Source organism: Rhizobium sp. MHM7A (genome assembly GCF_005862215.1).
GTDB classification, from domain to species: Bacteria; Pseudomonadota; Alphaproteobacteria; order Rhizobiales; family Rhizobiaceae; genus Rhizobium; species Rhizobium bangladeshense.
The window spans coordinates 36,757-52,966 of record NZ_VCHT01000004.1; the positions used below are offsets into that span (position 1 = coordinate 36,757).

At 61.2% G+C, this 16,210-nt stretch carries 23 protein-coding genes and 1 tRNA gene; 20 read left to right on the forward strand and 4 right to left on the reverse strand.

Annotated features, from left to right (window positions below):
• Window positions 1–75 (forward strand) — tRNA-Met (locus tag FFR93_RS40895).
• 40 nt (window positions 76–115) lie between these two features.
• Window positions 116–409: a hypothetical protein gene (locus tag FFR93_RS16295; RefSeq protein WP_138393992.1), complete on the forward strand. Its 294-nt coding sequence runs from the start codon at window positions 116–118 to the stop codon at window positions 407–409.
• Between the two features lie 76 nt (window positions 410–485).
• On the opposite strand, the gene FFR93_RS16300 is transcribed toward FFR93_RS16295, so the two are convergent.
• From FFR93_RS16300 to FFR93_RS16310, 3 genes are read right to left on the reverse strand one after another with little or no spacing between them, the layout of a single operon-like run.
• Complete coding sequence (locus FFR93_RS16300; protein WP_138393993.1) at window positions 486–809, reverse strand: hypothetical protein; 324 nt, start codon at window positions 807–809, stop codon at window positions 486–488.
• 29 nt (window positions 810–838) lie between these two features.
• Entirely contained in the window at window positions 839–1,042 is a 204-nt protein-coding gene (locus FFR93_RS16305; RefSeq protein ID WP_138393994.1) for a hypothetical protein, read from the reverse strand.
• An 8-nt stretch (window positions 1,043–1,050) separates the two neighbouring features.
• A complete protein-coding gene (locus FFR93_RS16310; protein ID WP_138393995.1) occupies window positions 1,051–1,266 on the reverse strand; it encodes a hypothetical protein in 216 nt (71 codons plus the stop codon).
• Window positions 1,267–1,422: 156 nt separating this feature from the next.
• Between FFR93_RS16310 and FFR93_RS16315 the strand changes: the two genes are divergently transcribed.
• The 18 genes from FFR93_RS16315 (at window position 1,423) to FFR93_RS16400 (ending at window position 15,664) form a co-directional block, all read left to right on the forward strand.
• Entirely contained in the window at window positions 1,423–1,788 is a 366-nt protein-coding gene (locus tag FFR93_RS16315) for a hypothetical protein (protein WP_138393996.1), read from the forward strand.
• On the forward strand, window positions 1,745–3,214 hold the full coding sequence (gene terL / locus FFR93_RS16320; protein ID WP_138393997.1) for a phage terminase large subunit: 1,470 nt from the start codon (window positions 1,745–1,747) through the stop codon (window positions 3,212–3,214). Before FFR93_RS16315 ends, terL begins: the two co-directional genes overlap by 44 nt.
• Window positions 3,215–3,364: 150 nt before the next feature.
• Window positions 3,365–5,203: a phage portal protein gene (locus FFR93_RS16325; RefSeq protein WP_138393998.1), complete on the forward strand. Its 1,839-nt coding sequence runs from the start codon at window positions 3,365–3,367 to the stop codon at window positions 5,201–5,203.
• Window positions 5,200–6,015, forward strand: coding sequence for a phage minor head protein (locus FFR93_RS16330; protein ID WP_138393999.1), 816 nt, complete (start codon window positions 5,200–5,202; stop codon window positions 6,013–6,015). Before FFR93_RS16325 ends, FFR93_RS16330 begins: the two co-directional genes overlap by 4 nt.
• Complete coding sequence (locus FFR93_RS16335) at window positions 6,002–6,226, forward strand: hypothetical protein (RefSeq protein WP_138394000.1); 225 nt, start codon at window positions 6,002–6,004, stop codon at window positions 6,224–6,226. The genes FFR93_RS16330 and FFR93_RS16335 overlap by 14 nt, the downstream gene beginning before the upstream one ends.
• On the forward strand, window positions 6,216–8,642 hold the full coding sequence (locus tag FFR93_RS16340; RefSeq protein ID WP_138394001.1) for a fibronectin type III domain-containing protein: 2,427 nt from the start codon (window positions 6,216–6,218) through the stop codon (window positions 8,640–8,642). The genes FFR93_RS16335 and FFR93_RS16340 overlap by 11 nt, the downstream gene beginning before the upstream one ends.
• A gap of 17 nt (window positions 8,643–8,659) precedes the next feature.
• The gene (locus FFR93_RS16345) at window positions 8,660–9,787 is read left to right on the forward strand and encodes a DUF2213 domain-containing protein (protein WP_138394002.1); all 1,128 of its coding nucleotides are present in this window, start codon (window positions 8,660–8,662) and stop codon (window positions 9,785–9,787) included.
• Between the two features lie 12 nt (window positions 9,788–9,799).
• On the forward strand, window positions 9,800–10,237 hold the full coding sequence (locus FFR93_RS16350; protein WP_138394003.1) for a DUF2190 family protein: 438 nt from the start codon (window positions 9,800–9,802) through the stop codon (window positions 10,235–10,237).
• Window positions 10,238–10,252: 15 nt separating this feature from the next.
• Entirely contained in the window at window positions 10,253–11,206 is a 954-nt protein-coding gene (locus FFR93_RS16355) for a major capsid family protein (RefSeq protein ID WP_138394004.1), read from the forward strand.
• 16 nt (window positions 11,207–11,222) lie between these two features.
• Window positions 11,223–11,672: a hypothetical protein gene (locus tag FFR93_RS16360; RefSeq protein ID WP_138394238.1), complete on the forward strand. Its 450-nt coding sequence runs from the start codon at window positions 11,223–11,225 to the stop codon at window positions 11,670–11,672.
• Between the two features lie 54 nt (window positions 11,673–11,726).
• Window positions 11,727–11,933, forward strand: coding sequence for a hypothetical protein (locus tag FFR93_RS16365; protein WP_138394005.1), 207 nt, complete (start codon window positions 11,727–11,729; stop codon window positions 11,931–11,933).
• On the forward strand, window positions 11,933–12,325 hold the full coding sequence (locus tag FFR93_RS16370) for a DUF4054 domain-containing protein (RefSeq protein ID WP_138394006.1): 393 nt from the start codon (window positions 11,933–11,935) through the stop codon (window positions 12,323–12,325). The genes FFR93_RS16365 and FFR93_RS16370 overlap by 1 nt, the downstream gene beginning before the upstream one ends.
• Complete coding sequence (locus tag FFR93_RS16375; RefSeq protein WP_138394007.1) at window positions 12,325–12,786, forward strand: hypothetical protein; 462 nt, start codon at window positions 12,325–12,327, stop codon at window positions 12,784–12,786. The genes FFR93_RS16370 and FFR93_RS16375 overlap by 1 nt, the downstream gene beginning before the upstream one ends.
• On the forward strand, window positions 12,783–13,115 hold the full coding sequence (locus FFR93_RS16380; RefSeq protein WP_138394008.1) for a hypothetical protein: 333 nt from the start codon (window positions 12,783–12,785) through the stop codon (window positions 13,113–13,115). The genes FFR93_RS16375 and FFR93_RS16380 overlap by 4 nt, the downstream gene beginning before the upstream one ends.
• Complete coding sequence (locus tag FFR93_RS16385; RefSeq protein WP_138394009.1) at window positions 13,112–13,618, forward strand: hypothetical protein; 507 nt, start codon at window positions 13,112–13,114, stop codon at window positions 13,616–13,618. The genes FFR93_RS16380 and FFR93_RS16385 overlap by 4 nt, the downstream gene beginning before the upstream one ends.
• Window positions 13,619–13,642: 24 nt before the next feature.
• Entirely contained in the window at window positions 13,643–14,785 is a 1,143-nt protein-coding gene (locus FFR93_RS16390; RefSeq protein ID WP_138394010.1) for a DUF3383 family protein, read from the forward strand.
• 11 nt (window positions 14,786–14,796) lie between these two features.
• Window positions 14,797–15,234, forward strand: a complete 438-nt coding sequence (locus tag FFR93_RS16395; protein WP_138394011.1) for a phage protein — start codon at window positions 14,797–14,799, stop codon at window positions 15,232–15,234.
• Window positions 15,227–15,664 (forward strand): phage tail assembly chaperone, encoded by a 438-nt coding sequence (locus FFR93_RS16400; RefSeq protein ID WP_138394012.1) that lies wholly within the window; start codon window positions 15,227–15,229, stop codon window positions 15,662–15,664. The genes FFR93_RS16395 and FFR93_RS16400 overlap by 8 nt, the downstream gene beginning before the upstream one ends.
• Before the next feature lie 174 nt (window positions 15,665–15,838).
• On the opposite strand, the gene FFR93_RS16405 is transcribed toward FFR93_RS16400, so the two are convergent.
• Window positions 15,839–16,159, reverse strand: coding sequence for a hypothetical protein (locus FFR93_RS16405; protein WP_138394013.1), 321 nt, complete (start codon window positions 16,157–16,159; stop codon window positions 15,839–15,841).
• Window positions 16,160–16,210: the final 51 nt, after the last annotated feature.

The following is a 16,210-nucleotide window of genomic DNA, read 5'->3' on the forward strand; positions in this document are numbered from 1 at the left end:
CGCAGGCAGGGCAAACGGTAAGCCGCGCGGCTCATAACCGCGAAACATCCGGTTCAACTCCGGAGCCTGCAACCAACATCACAGCCCGCCCGGTTCGCCGAGGCGGGCTTTTCTTTTGGAGGGGCAATTCCTTTCGGATGCCAAACAATCAGGCCCGCTCCGCGTTTATCACCTGATCGCTCACTCCGGCATTCAAGGCGCCGGCGTTGCTCTGGTCACAGGTAATATCTGGCTGGGGCTTCTCGAATGGCTGCCACACACGATGATCGGCGAGGCAAAGGTGAGGCGGAAGACGACGTTCGCCCAAGACAAAGCCTTGCACATCGCGTGCAAGCTCGCGTGGCTGCTTTGCCTCACCCTGTTCGCCGAGGGCTCGGGTGGCTTGTCATCGGGGGCCTTGTGGCGCTGACGTTCGCCCTATCGTCTCTGCCGGCGTGGTGGCCAGGATGAAAGCTGGTGCGATCTGTGGCGGTCGCTGAAAAAGCTCATACGGCCGCCCGGAAGACGGGTGGGCTTTCTACGACCGCAACAAGATTTGCGTATTCGGCGGGTATGTGCCCCTGCTGGTAGACTGATTCAGGCAGTGGCATCTGCTGAAACGTCTGCAGTAGTTCTGGACCAGGAGGAGCCGCGTAGCCAGCCGCCATCCGTGGAGCAATCAAGCGAAGTGGGCGGATTTGGCCGCCGGCAATGGGCTCGAGCCATATCGGCACTAGCCAGCACCGATTTTGCCAGATCACGTAGTCCATCATCACCACGCCTCCGCCCATCGGTAACATGATTTGTCCGGCTATTTCGATTTGTTCCATTATAGACCCTCTGGTTCATGCCCTGAAAACTACCACCAACCAAAGGAATGGCCGAAGGGGTGGGCGCCTGCGGCGAATGCTCCCGCGGAAGCTAATGTTGCGAGCACGATTTGATAGGTTTCCAATCGGACGCGCTTCTCCAGCAGCACCGGTTCACCCTTCCAGTGCAATCGCCCGTGCTCGTCAAACTGAAAGTGATCGAGTTCATCTATTCCGATTGATCTCAAAGCCATGTTGGTCCTCATCGGGTTTTCTTCAGCGCGTTCAGAATCGCGTTGACGGTATCTGTCTTGATCGCAACGGGGTCGATCTGTACACCGATGACCGTCGAGCAGACTGGGCACAAAAAGGAGACTGAGCTCCATGCGTTGGTACCGAAGTTCTGTCTGGCCTCGATACCTTCAAATTTAACGTAGGGCATGTGGCTGTCGCACTTGGGGCATTTGCCGGTCGTCACTTCTCTCTCCTTTGCTGGTTGCATTAGCAGCAGGCCACACAACGGCGAGTCTGGGAATGGGGCGATCTATCTGTGCGGGTTAAATTCGCAGTTATCCGCAACCTGTGCACATTGTTCGACTTCTCCACAGCGAAATCTAAAATAGATGGAAAGTAGATGGCAGTCGGAAAAAAGACCGGAGGCCGACGGAAGGGCACGCCAAACAAAGCCACAGCGCGCCGTGAGCGCGAGATTGCCAAGGGCGGCACCACTCCACTTGAGTACATGCTCAAGGTGATGAGGAACCCCAAGGCTGACAATGCGAGGCGGGACGATATGGCAAAGGCTGCCGCTCCCTACGTCCATCCGAAGCTCGCATCAATGCAGCATACCGGACGCGGCGGCGGCCCGATCCAGACAGTCGACCTAACCAACGTATCGGAAGAGCAGCTCAATGCACTCGAAGCCATCTTTGGCCCGCTTGCCGCCGGCAGCGGTGATGATGAGGGCAATCCGGGCGGAGAGGGCGAGGAGAGCGGCTGAAGCGGAGCGGGAACGGATCGCCAAGGATGCGGAGCGCATACGGGCGCGCTGCCAAACCCTAGCTGGTTTCGTTCGTGAAGCATGGCATGTGCTGGAGCCGACAGCGAAATATACGCATGGCTGGCACATCGACGCCATCTGCGCGCACCTTGAAGCGGTAACAGACGGCCGGATCAACCGGCTGCTGATCAACGTCCCGCCCGGCTCGTCGAAGTCGCTGCTGGTCTCGGTCATGTGGCAGGCATGGGAGTGGGGGCCGCGTGGTCTCCCGTCCATGCGCTACCTGACCACCTCGTTCAACGATGGTCCGGTCAAGCGCGATACCCGCAAGTGCCGCGACCTGATGCTGTCGGACTGGTACCGGTCGCTCTGGCCTGAGGTCGAGCTCAACCGAACCGGCGAAACGTCGTTCTCGAATACGAAGACCGGCACCCGTGAGGGCGTGCCCTTCGGATCGCTGACGTCTCAGCGCGGCGACCGTCTGGTGATCGACGATCCGCACTCGACCGAGACCGCGGAGTCTGCTGCAGATCGACTGGCGACCACCCGTAAGTTCCGAGAGGGCGCCCAGAACCGGTTGAACGACCAGGAGCGGTCGGCGATCGTCGTCATCATGCAGCGCCTTCACGAGGAGGACATCTCGGGCGTCATCCACGAAGTAGGGATGGAATACGTCCACCTCATGCTGCCGATGGAGTTCGAGCCTGAAAGGGCATGCAGTACGGCGATCGGCTTTCACGATCCTCGCAAGGAGGAGGGAGAGCTCCTCGATCCCGTCAGGTTTCCGCGGGAAGCAGTCGAAAAGCTCAAGCGCGACATGGGCTCATACGCCTATGCCGGTCAATATCAGCAGCGGCCAGCACCTCGCGCCGGCGGCATGTTCCAACGGTCCGATTTCGAGATCGTGGACGCCGTGCCAGCGGGAGGAAAGCGCTGCAGGGCGTGGGATTTCGCGGCAACGCAGCCGAAGCCAGGCAAGCAGCCAGACTGGACCGTCGGCCTGCGGATGTTGAAGGTCAACGGCATATTCTATGTCGAGGACGTCCAGAGGGGCAGATGGTCACCGAATGACGTCGAGAAGACGCTGAAGAATGTTGCCTCGCAGGATGGACAGTCGGTAACCGTCAGGCTGCCGCAGGATCCCGGTGCAGCCGGCAAGGCAGATGCGGCAACCAAGGTTAAACTGCTTGCGGGAAGATCGATCAAGGTCGTGCTCCCGAGCGGGGACAAGGCCACCCGGGCTACGCCTGCATCTGCACAAGCGGAGGCTGGGAATGTGAAGATACTGCGCGGGCCTTGGAACAAGGAATTCCTCGACGAGGTCTGCACGTTCCCGAATGGACAATTCGACGACCAAGTGGACGCCTTTGCGGATGCTCTGAACGAGCTTGCGCTGGGCTCCTCATACACTCTCGCCAACATTTAAGGGTTCCGATGGCCTGTGGAGCTTGTGAAAGGCGCCGGCAGATGATCGCCGAGGCACGGAAGCAGTCCGGCGCAAAGGGTGTGCTGAAGGTCTTGCCGAAGGTCGCTCGGGACGTCGTGAAGAACCCGCCGAACATCAGGAACAAGCGCAATGGGTGATGTGATCCAGCTCCGGGCCAATGACAGCCTGCGCTCGGTCGTTGCTGGCCTTGGCGACCCTTTCCGGGACAAGATGGCGACGGCCGCTTACGGCATCCAGTATATCGACGATTATCAGATCGCCGCGATTTACAAGAGCAACTGGCTCGGCCGGAAGATCGTCGATATCCCCGCCATGGACGCGGTCCGGAAAGGTCGCGACTGGCAGGCCGAACAGGATCAGATCGAGCTTATCGAGGCTGAAGAGAAGCGTCTCGGCTATTGGCAGAAACTGCTTGAGGTGAAGATCAAAGCTCGCCTCTGGGGTGGCGCTGCGCTGTTCATCGGCACCGGCGAGCAGGATCTCATGGAGCCGCTGAGCGTCGAAGGCATGAAGAAGGGCGGGATCAAATATCTCACCGTTCTCGGCCGTCGTGACGTCACAGCCGGGCCGATCGAGCAGAATGTGCTCTCGGAGTTCTATGGTCGGCCAGCCTACTATGAGGTGACCGGCAATGCCTCGATGGTGCGCATCCATCCTTCCAGGATGGCCGTCTTCATTGGTGCGCCTCATGGCGACAATCTGCTCAACTTCGGCGTCAACCAGGGATGGGGTGACAGCATCATCGAGGCCGTCTACTCGGCGATGAAGAACGCCGATGCCACGGCCGCCAACATCGCCAGCCTGGTGTTTGAGGCCAACGTCGACGTTTTCCGCATTCCGGATTTCATGAACAGCCTGTCTGATCCGGCTTATTCGCAGCGGCTGCTCGATCGCTTTATGCTGGCGGCCACGGCGAAGGGCATCAATCGCGCGCTTCTCCTCGACAAGGAGGAGGAATACGACCGCAAACAGATCAATTTCGCCACGCTGCCGGACGTGATGCAAACGTTCCTGCAGATGGCCGCCGGCGCCGCCGACATCCCTGTGACGCGCCTCCTCGGTCAGTCGCCGGCCGGCATGTCCGCCACCGGCGAATCCGACATGAACAACTATTACGACCGGGTTTCATCCATCCAGAGCCTGGAAATGGCGCCGGCGCTTTATCGTCTCGACGAATGCCTTATCCGCTCCGCGCTCGGCAGCCGACCGGAAGAGATCTTCTACGAGTGGTCGCCGCTGAAGCAGATGACCGAGAAGGAGCAGGCTGAAATCGGCAAGATGCACGCCGACACGGCCAATATCCTCGTCACTACTGGTCTATTCACCAGCGAGGAGTTGCGTACCGTCGTCGCCAATCAGCTCGTCGAGAATGGCTTCTATCCCGGCCTTGACCAGGCCATGGAAGACACTGGCGACGATTGGGAAGCCGATCTCGGCGGGGATGAAGGCCAGACGGAAGATCCGGAGAAGCAGGCAACGCAGCGTCAGCAAGCCGCTGACGCTGCGCCGCGCACGCTCTACATCCGCCGCGACGTCGTCAACTCTGCCGACATCAGGAAGTGGGCGAAGGCTCAGGGGTTCGCTACCGTCCAGGATGGTCTGCACGTCACCATCATTCACACGCGGTCGCCGATGGACTGGATCAAGGTCGGGAACGACATCGAGTGGGCTGACAGTGGCAACACGATCAAGATCCTCGCCGGTGGCCCGCGCCTGATGGAGCAGTTTGGCGATGCGGTCGTGCTGCAGTTCGCCAGTTCTCGCCTGACTTGGCGACATGAGGACATCAAGCGCCTCGGCGCCGAAACGGATTATCCGGACTATCAGCCGCATGTCACCATCACGTGGCAGAAGCCTGACGGCATGGACCTGTCGAAGGTCGAGCCGTACCGCGGCGAGATCATTCTCGGGCCGGAAATCTTCGAGGAAGTGAACGATGACTGGAAGGCCGGGATCATCGAAGCATGATGCGCAGCTATTCGCTCGCCAAGCTCGTGGACCGGCCGAAAGGGTCGAAGACAATTCTTCCGCCGGTCAATGTCCGGCTTTCGGCGGAGAAGCAGTATCTGACGGCGCTGCGGGCCATGTTGACGCAGGTTGTCGCGCAGACGCGGACGACGATCATCCCCCTCTATGAGCGGGAGCAGGCGCAGAAACGGGCCGTGCGGGCTATGACGGCAGATGCGGACAGGACGTGGTTTTCGGGACTTGATGCTCTGGTCGCACAGTTAGTGAGGCTGGCATCTGGCACCGTCAATTCGATCCTGGATCTCGAGTCCAAGCGCCATACCGACGCCTTCATGGCGACGGCAAAGCGGGCGCTGGGCATCGATCTCGCGGCCGTGGTGCTGCAAGAGGACTTGGCCGATTACCTGCAGGCCGCCGCGGCACGCAATGCCTCGCTGATCAAGAGCCTGGGCGATGACGTGCTGAAGCGTGTCGAGCAGACCGTCTATGCCAACAGCATTGCCGGCAACTCGGTCACCACGCTGCGCAAGGGCCTGCAGGAGCAGTTCGGCATAGTCGATCGACGGGCAAAGCTGATAGCTCGCGACCAGACAAGCAAGCTAAATGCCGACCTGAACAGAATCCGGCAGGAGCAGGCGGGAGTGACGAGCTACAACTGGATGACGGCCCATGACGAGCGGGTGCGTCCGCTGCATCGGTCACTGGACGGCAAGACATACAAATGGGGCGAGGCGACAGGAGCCGAGCAGGGGTTGCCACCCGGTCAGCCGGTCAATTGCCGCTGTGTGGCTCGGGGAATTGTCGAATTCTGAGAAGCTCTTCGAGCTCGTCGGAGCTGATGCGGTTATCGGCGCTCGCGACTGGCTCGGTATTCTCGATCGCCTGGCGAAGCCTACGGACCTCAGCAGACAGCGCTTCGATCTTGACGTTCTGGTCAAGGATAAGCGTGCGCAGGGCTCGGTAGTGCTCATCGGTCATGGCTCTGTTGTGACGCATTCGAAAAAGGTTGGCAATGCTCGTTAAGACCGTCACCACAGTCGTTGCGACAGATAGCGCCGGCAAGCCCGTCGACGCCATCCCCGTGCGCAATGCAGTGGCAGGCGAAACGGATGCAGCCGGACGCCCGGTGACGCCGATTAGCGTGACGGAAGATCCGCTGGGCATCCCGGTGAGGGTAGTAGCTGGCAAGGCGGCACAGAATAGCGCTGGCCATTGGATTGACAGCCTGCCGATCACCGGGGGAGCGCCGTCGATAGGCGAGACCTCGGGCATCGTCGGCAGCCGCTTTCAGGTGGCCACCGCTGTCGGCACGATTGCTGCCAATACGACGTCCAGGCGGGTTCACTACGCACATCCGCTCGCCGATATCACTGATCTCCAGTGCGTCGACAGCGCGTGGTATATCTCGGACGCCACACTGCAGCCGGCCGCCGCTTCTTCTCGCACGATCAAGCGTTATATCGAATATCCTGACGGCGTGTTCCATCAAGTCCTTTGGTCGGGCGCCAGTTCCAAGCTCATCGACACAGGGTCATTCAAGTCCGATGTCGTGCTTTCTTCTGTAACGGGTCTGCCCCTGGTGATCCCAGCCGGCGCGAAGTTCGCCGAGCGCACGGTCAACCTGACTTCATCGGTCACAAACTTCCCGCTGATCGAGATGCCAGCAAATAACAGCACGCTCGGCCTTGAGGACGGCAATTCTCTCACTGACCAGGGCAATTCAGGCACGATCTCGGCCGATGCTGTCACCACCTCCTTCGGTTCCGTCGCCATCGTCGGTAAGATCGCCAAGGGGCAAACCGGCACGCCAGCGAAGAGCTACATCCTCGTCGGCGACAGCATCATGTTCGGGCAGGGCGACGTTTCTAGTGCGGGCGCTAAGGGTGGAAGCGGGTGGGGTGCTCGCTTGCTCGACGCGACAGGCATGCCGTACCTCAAGATGGCGAAGAAAGGCCAGTCGGCGCAACAGTTTGCAGGAGCTACCGCGAGCGTTGCCGCGCTTCTCAGCCTTCTGTCCTATTCCGACGTGATCTGCGAACACGGCGTCAACGACCTTCGACTTGGCCGCACCGCCGCCCAGATCCTCGCGGACCATCAAACCATCTATGGTCTGTTCGGCACCGCGAATATATTCCAAACAACGATCACGCCGCGGAGCGACACGACGAACGCCTATGCCGACGTAGCTGGCCAGACGCCGAAGACCGATGGCAACATGACGGACCTCACACCGCTCAACACCTCGATCCGGGCTATCCCTGCAAACGTCGACACCGTGCTTGAAGTAGCAGACGCCGCCATGTCGGCCCGGAACAGCAACGTTTGGGGCGGTCCTTTCCCGCCGGTGCTTGACGGCACCCATCCGACATCGGCTAAGGCCGCTGCGATGGCAGCGCTCCTGAGCCTCAATACGACGCCGACGGCGCCGGGCCAAGTGGGCAGCCTGAGCATCACGGGCGCCGGCAGCACGACGCTGGCCTATTCCTTCACCGCACCCTCGACGGGTTCGAACCCGATCACCTATCTCGTCGAGTACAAGAGGACGGTCGACAGTACATGGACGCAGTTCGTGACGGGCTCCTCGGCGCTGACCGGCACGATCACGGGCCTGACAGCGAACACGAGTTATGATGTTCGCGTCACGCCATCGAATGCGGCCGGCAGCGGCTCGGCATCGACCGTCACTCAATCAACCGTCGCGACGTTCCAGCCGCTTGACCTCGGCGCCAACCTCGGCTTCGCGTGGGATACGAACGACACGAGCAAGGTCCTGGCCGATGGCTCGAATAACCTCACTCAGATGGGTGAGAAATATTCGAGCAACGTGCTGGCGATCGGCGGGGCTCCGGCCATCATCACCAACGGTGGCCAGACCGGCAACAAGCGGGTAATCGACTTCCCGGCCGGGGCATACCTGAAGGGCAATGCGTTCGCCGCGCTGCTCGACATTCCGGACGGCAACACGGCCACGTCGCAGTTCACGATCGTTGAGGCCGCGAAGATCCAAGCGGGCGTGACCAACCGCCTGTCGTTCTTCGGTTCGGCTGGAGCGGCGACGAAGGCGAGCTTCTCGATCCGGACGACAACGACGAACCGTGGCCCGTCGGTTATCGAGGTGGATAGCCGCACAGCTGTGACGGCTTTCCAGGCGGTTGTTGAGACGGCCAATTATCACGTCTTCACGACGATCAAGAACGGCACCTCTGTCATCTTCCGGGTCGATGGCGTGCAGGTCGCGTCTGCGACGCTGGCCGGCGACGGAAACTGGAACTTCAACGACTTCTACATCGGCACTTCCTCAGGAACGACAACGCCTGGCACGCCGGCAACTGTTTTCCCGCCGGATGCCTACTCCGGGCTCGTCATTGCCCGCACAGCTCTCTCTGGTGCCGATCTGACGAATGTTGAGGCGTGGGTCGGCGCTACGGCGGGCCTCTGAACAAGCGGGGATAACCCATGCAATTCACCGACGCTGTAACCATCGCGGGAACGCGGCGGACCGACGATGGCTACCTTGTTGCCGAAGCGAAGGCAGTCCGGACCGGCATCCAGCTCTATACGGGTGATGAGGTCGGGAAGCCGGAGATGTCCGTCGTCAGGGTCTATCGCCCGCCAGATTCAGTGTTCTCCGATGCCAGTCTGCAGAGCTTCACTCATGCGCCAGTAACCATGGATCACCCAAAGGACCCGGTGACTGCCGACAACTGGAAGGATTTGGCGGTCGGTGAGGTCAGCACGGCCGCGAAGCGGGACGGAGAGTGGGTCTATCTCCCGCTCATCCTGAAGGACGCAGCAGCGATCAAGGGCGTTGAGGGGGGCAAGCGCGAACTCTCCGCCGGCTATGTCTGCGAACTCGTGTGGGGCGACGGCGTAACGCCGGACGGACAGCAGTTCGATGCACAGCAATCGAACATCAAGATCAACCACCTTGCCGTCGTCGATCGGGCGAGGGCTGGTTCAAAAGCTCGCATTGGTGACAGTGCGATTACCTGGGGCGCCGCCCCGATTTCAACCACTGACAAGGAGACAGTCGACATGACTGAAGCACTTCGGACTGTGGTCGTGGACGGACTGTCGGTTCAGACGACCGACCAGGGCGCCCAGGCCATTGCCAAGCTGCAGAAGGATCTTGAATCCTCCGCAGCCAAGATCACCGCCAACGATGCGGCCCATAGCGCCGCCATCGCCAAGAAGGACGAAGAGATCGGCACCCTCAAGGCCGAGAACCAGAAGCTGAAGGATGCCGCGCCGAAGCCGGCCGATCTCGACAAGCTGGTCGCTGACCGCGCCGCCTTGGTTACCTCGATCAAGGCGATTGACAGTAAGATCGAAGTCTCGGGCGTCTCCGACAGCGATCTCCGCCGCGCCGCGGTAAAGGCCAAGCTCGGCGATGAGATGGTCAAGGATGCGTCCGATGCCGAGATCAGCGGCATGTTCAAGGCAATCGCCAAGGACGTGAAGACGGCCGATCCGTTCGCCGCTGTCGTCAAGGATGGGGCAACCCAGCACGACAGCAATTCCGCAGCCACCGCACACAAGGCCATGACCGATCACCTGACGTCGGCCTGGATGGGCACCAAGTAAGGGAGCAGCCTCATGCCTGCAATTCAGACTACCTATGCTGCCCAGCACGCCCGCTGGGTCGAGGGCATGGTCCTCAACATGGAGCCGAACGTCATCGTCACCCGCGTCGCGGAAGACGTTGAAGGCATCGGCTTCGGCAAGGTCGGCGTACAGGGCACCGCTGACAACCAGGTCGTGGATTCCGAAGCCACGGTCAAGTTCGTCGGTATCGCGGTTCTCGACACCACCCAGCCGACGGGCAAGTACGAGCAGTATTCGAACGTCGCCCTGATGAAGAAGGGCGTCATCGTCGTGCAGGCTTCGGAAGCCGTCGCAGTCGGCGATCCCGTTTACTACACCCCGGCGACCGGCGTCCTTTCGAAGACGTCGACCTCCAACACCCTCATCGCGAACGCTCAGTGGGACACCAGCACCTCCGGTGCCGGCCTCGCTGCCCTTCGCCTCGGCTAACAGGAGCGATCTACAATGAACGCACACATCATGCAGGACGCTCAGCAGGTCGCGATGAGCTTCCTTATCCGTCAGGCCTCGCTCATCGAGCCGACGGTCTATGCGATCCGGTATCAGGACATCCAGTATCAGTCGCTGATCCCTGTCGACACCTCGGCGCCGGAATGGATTCAGTCCGTCACCTACTTCTCCATGGACGGTGTCGGCCAGGCCGCGTGGTTCAATGGCAACGCTCATGACATCCCGAAGGTCGAACTGACCCGCGAGAAGTTCGAGACGGGCGTCAGCATGGCCGCCATCGGCTACGGGTACAATCTCGAGGAGCTTGGCACTGCCCAGCTGCTGGGGATGAACCTCACCGCCGACAAGGCCTCTCTCGCCCGCCGCGTTGCGGAAGAGAAGATCGACAGCGTTGCGTTCGCTGGCGATACTGTCAAGGGTCTCACCGGTCTCGTGAATGCGTCGACGCCGACTGCAACGACGGCGCCGGCGGATGGCACTGGCTCTGCAACCACCTTCGCCAGCAAGACGCCGGATCAGATCCTTCGCGATGTCAACGGCCAGCTGACCGGCATCTTCACCGGTACGCTCGGTGCGGAAATCGCGGATACGGTCCTGTTCCCGTATTCGGTGCTGCTTGATCTGTCGACGCGCCGGATCGACAGCGTCAATCAGACCACCATCCTGGAGTGGATCGAGCGGAACAACATCTATACCCGCACGACCGGCCAGCCGCTGACCATCCGCGGTGTCTTCGGCTATCTCGACACGGCGGGCGCTTCCAGCACCAAGCGCATGGTTGCTTACCGTCGCTCGCCGGAAGTCCTGAAGATGCACATCCCGATGCCGTTCCGGTTCCTGCCGCCCTGGCAGACCGGACCGCTCAAGTTCGACGTGCCGGGCATCTTCCGCGTCGGTGGCGTCGACATCCGCCGTCCGAAGTCCGTCCGCTACCTCGACGGCATCTGAGGGAGCAGCCGACATGATGAAGTTCACAAACACTCAGGCAGGCCCGCGCGGCCTGAATGCCATCTCTGGCCCGGTTCTCGTCGACCCGGGCCAGACAGTCGAGGTCGAGGTCTATGCTCGCGAGCAGCCGCATATCGAAGCGGCTGGCTGGTTCGATGTGAAGGGATCCTACACGGATAACCCCGATGCTTCAGGCCCGGCACTTAAGGCTGTCGCTGCTGATACGGCCTCTGAACTCGAAGGCCTCAAGAAGCAGCTCGCCGAGCGCGATGCCGAACTGGCGAAGCTCAAGGCGCAGCAGGACGAGCCTCCGAAGACGGCAGCCGAGGTGCTCGAAATGGCGAAGGATCAGAACGTGCAGTTCATGTCCTTCAAGGCGGCCGCGTCCAAGCTCCTCGGCGACAAGACCCCGTCCAAGAAGGACGAGATCATCGCTGCTCTCGAAGATCTGGCGACCAAGCCCTGACATCGAACCCCGGCAGGCAACTGCCGGGGCTTCCCCCTTTCGCGGAGAACGGACATGACCACCATCAAGAACGTGACGAATGCGCCGGTATCGATCGGCAGCATGACCATTCGGCCGCAGAGCTCAGCCAGCACAGACCGCTGGCACATCCTGAAGCATTCGGACAATGCCCGCGCCTTGCTTGCGGCGAAGGCGATCGAGGTCACCGAAAATGCCAAGGCTGATACTGCCCCGAAGGTCGAACGGAAGGCCTCGAAGTAATGCCCTACGTCGCCCCGACGCCTGCAACCTTCAAGGCCAGGTATCCTGAATTTGCGGCTGTCTCTGATGCGTTGGTGCAGCTCGTGCTCAATGACGCGATTGACCAGGTGGGCGACACCTGGCTTGAGCGCGACCGGGCGCGGGCGCAGATGCTGCTGGCGGCGCATATCCTGACCATGGAAGGCGAGCCGGGGCGTACCGCCACCGGCAACGGGACATCCGGCGTCGGCATGGTCAAGCGGCGCAAGGTAGGTGATGTGGAAACAGAATTTGCCGGTACCGGATCAGCGGCCGGCGGCTCCGGCAGCATGGCATGGTATGCTTTGTCCGGATATGGACAGCAATATCTCCTGCTTCTCCGGCAGAATTTCCCGCCGATCGCCGCCGTCTGATGTTCTCCATCGGTGTAAAGCGCCGCTCCCTGGTGAAGCTGCCGAAAGGCGTCACCGGGCCAAGCAAGGTCAAGGTCGGCTTTCCCAAGGGGGAGGCGGACCAGGGCAATATCCAGAAGGCGATTTGGAACGAGTTCGGCACGCGCGGCGGCGCTTCCGGCGGCGGCTGGGGCGGTCCTATCCCTGAGCGCCCTTTCATGCGCAACGCCATGCGCGATAACCGCGGCAAATATCGTCAGGCGCTTCGGGCGTCGGCGGCAAAGCTTCTCATAGGCAAGACCAATCTGCGCCAGGTCATGGCGAAGCTCGGGATCGAAGCGCAGGGCGATATCCAAGCGGAAATATCTTCGCTTTCGTCGCCTCCGAACAGCCCCGTCACGATCGCGCTCAAGGGTTCATCCAAGCCGCTGATCGACCAGGGCGAAATGCGCGCCGCTGTCACATGGAAGGTCGACGAATGATCGATGTCGCGATCGCCATAGACGGCGAGGCCGTGAATGTGTCGCTGACGCGGCTCGCGGCCGGCTCTTACAACGCCGACGGCAATTGGGTACCGGGGGCGCCCACCACCTCGACGATCCGGGCCGCCATACAGCCGGTCAGGGGCAACCAGCTCATGGATATGCCGGAGGGCATTCGCACCGAGGCTGGATGGATGGCGTGGAGCCGTTCGGAGATCATCGTCGACGACGAGATCGCCAGTGCCGGCATTACATACCGTGTTCTCTTCACCTGGCCGCGCATGGAAGGCGGCTTCTACCGCGTAGCGCTGGGCAGGAAGACGAAATGACGAATGATGAGGTTCACAGCGCAGTTGTCCGCTGGATCGCGGCTGTGATCAACGCCACGACGATCAAGGCGCATCAGAGCGGGCCATCACCTGCGTTGCCTTATTGCATGGTGAATTTCACAGGCATGGCGCAGGTCAGAGCCCATGAGCAGTTGATCGAATACACGCCGACCGGCCAGACGACACCGGAAGACAAGCCGGAGATCAGCGCTGCTCCGGTGATCGAAGCAGAATGGCGGTTTTCGGTGCATGGCTATGGCTCTGACCCGACTGGCGTCCTTCGCCCGATCGTGTCGGCTTCGAAGATCGCGCAGACCATGGAACCGATGTTCCCGGCGCTGGTCATTCACGACGTCTCCCAGATCCGCAACGTGCCGGACTGGATCAACAACAAGTGGGAGCCTCGCGCTCAGCTTGACCTCATTGTCCGTGGCCTGACCCGCGACGGCTTCATTGTCGACACCATCGACGAGACCAGCTTTGACATCGCTCGGGCTGAATAACCGCAACCAAGAAAGGACGGCAGGATGGCAATCCTACCCTACAACCGCGTCGTCAACGTGACGCTGTCTCGTAACGATGCCTTCCCGAGCCGTCGCGGCTTCGGAACGCAGCTCATTCTTACTACCGTTGCCGTGGCCGGCAAGGTCGACGCCACTCACCGGACGAAGCTCTATGCCTCGATCGAGGAAGTTGCGGCCGATTTCGCGACCACGGCCGACGCTTACAAGGCGGCGCTGTCTGCGTTCTCGCAGAACCCGCGGCCGACGCAGATCAAAATCGGGTACGTCGCCATCGACGGCACGCCGACCTCGGCCGAACTGCAGACGGAGCTGAACACGCTTTATGACGCTGACCAGGACTGGTATTTCATCACCGTCGACACGACGCTCCGCGACCAGGCCTATACCGACGGCCTGATCACTTGGACCGAGGCGAAGAACAAGCTCGCGATCATCGACAGCAACGCGGCGGCCACTCAGAACCCGGCCGACACGACCTCGATCGCGGCCCGCAACAAGGGCGACTTCGAGCGCACCGGCATCTTCTATCACACGGATGCGGCGATGTTCCCAGCTGCTGCCTTGGCAGGTTGGATGTCGACCCGCAACTTCGATGATGCCAACACCGCTTACACCGCAAAGTTCAAGAACCTGAAGGGCATCAGCGCTGTCAACCTCGGTTCCGCGGCCATCTCGGCAATCACCGGCTTTACGCCGGGCGTCGGCCAGTCGGAGTCGGTCGGCCACATGGCCAACACCTACATCGACATCGGCAGCCGCAACTTCGTCGTCGAGGGCTCAACGCTCACCGCCAACGTCTTCCTCGACGAGATCCACACCACCGACTGGATCATCGCCCGCACGGAAGAAGAAAGCCTCGGCATCCTGCTCAACAATGCCCGGGTGCCGTTCACCGATGCCGGCATGCAGATGATCGCCTCGGCGGCCCGGTCGGTGATGCAGCAGGCGACCCGCGCCGGCCTCATCGCCCAGGACCTCGACCCGGAAACGGGAGACTATGCGCCAGCCGTCGAGATCACCGTTCCATCGGTGTTCGACGTTCCGGAAAGCCAGCGGAAGGCTCGTATTGCCCCGGCGATCACTGTCCGCTTCCGCTATGCCGGCGCGGTCCACTACACCACCATCAATTACACCATGACGTTCTAAGGAGCTGACACATGGGAAACTCCACCGCATATTCGATGGTCAATGTGTCGGCCACCTTGGACGGCCAGGCTGTTCAGGGACTTTGGGATGGCGATGACGCGATCGTGGTCACCCGCGGCGCCGACGTCGGCTCTGGCCTGGTCGGCGCCGACGGCTCCGGCATCTTCTCGATCTCGGCCGACAAGTCGGCTCAGATCAGCGTCAAGCTGCAGCACACCAGCCCAACGCACCGCCTTCTTCACCAGAAGCTGAAGCGCCAGCAGGCCCTCGGCTCGGTCGCCGCCGCTTTTCCGTTCTCGTTCATTGACGTCGGGTCGAATGAGGGCGGAACGTCCGATCGCGTCTTCATCATGACGGCGCCGGCGGATTCAAAGGGCAAAGCAGCGGTCGTTCGCGAGTGGGTGCTCTGGACGGCAGACTGGAACCCGGAGATCCCGAACAATGGCTGAGAAGAAAATCAACGGCGTCGAGTATAAGGTCGATCCGCTGCTCGCGACAAAGGCGCTCATCCTGCAGGCCCGCCTCATGCGTGCGGCTGGTCCGTTGGCTTCCAAGATACCGGCAATTCTTGCCTCCCGCAGAGAGGGCGCTTCGACCGAGGAGCGTGCGGCGGCCGATACCGAGGCACTGCTGGCTATCACCGGCGTCTTCGAGGCGATTGCACCGGAAGAGTTTGCATCACTGGTCAAGGACATCGTGGAGATCGCGAAGATCAAGCGCCCGTCCGGCGCCTATGATCCCGTCGACCTCGACGGCGATTTCGTCGGCCGGCTCGGCGACATCATCCCGGTCGCGGTGTTCGTTCTGAAGGAGCAGTTCGGGGATTTTTTCTCCGGCGCCCTGGCGAATGGAACCCGCGCAATGACGGCCAGGGGTTAAGCGAGAGGCAGATCAATAAGATCGCTCCCAATCTGAACATGTGGCTTTGGCGGCCGATCCTTGCGGACCCGCCAATCTACACAATGCGTGACCTGCAGACGTGGGTTACGCTCGTCGACGTCATGGACGCGCATGAGGCGCTCGACCTGAAAGCGGCGATTGCCGAGGCGGTGGTCAAGGAGTGAGCCCATATTTCCGGGCAAGCTCCGCCTGGAGAGCGCAAACGGCAGCTTTCTCAGCGGTCGACATCTTCTTTATCCTGATCTTTTGAGCACCACCACCGGACTGGAACATGGCGCGGCTGTTGCTATCCATCGCAGAGACCTTCTCGGACACATAAGCGGCGACCTTCCCGTCGTCGAGCTTATACCCGCATTCGTCAGCGGTGGCGACGATCTGCCCAAGCTCTCTGGCGAAGATCATGTCCTGATCGTCATCAGCAAGAGCAGGGCCACCAATCATCAGCGCCAGAGCGGCACCAGCGAGAACGCGCATTCCGTAATCCTCCGTTGAGGACAGGAATGTGTCCCTCTTTCAATCGGATTT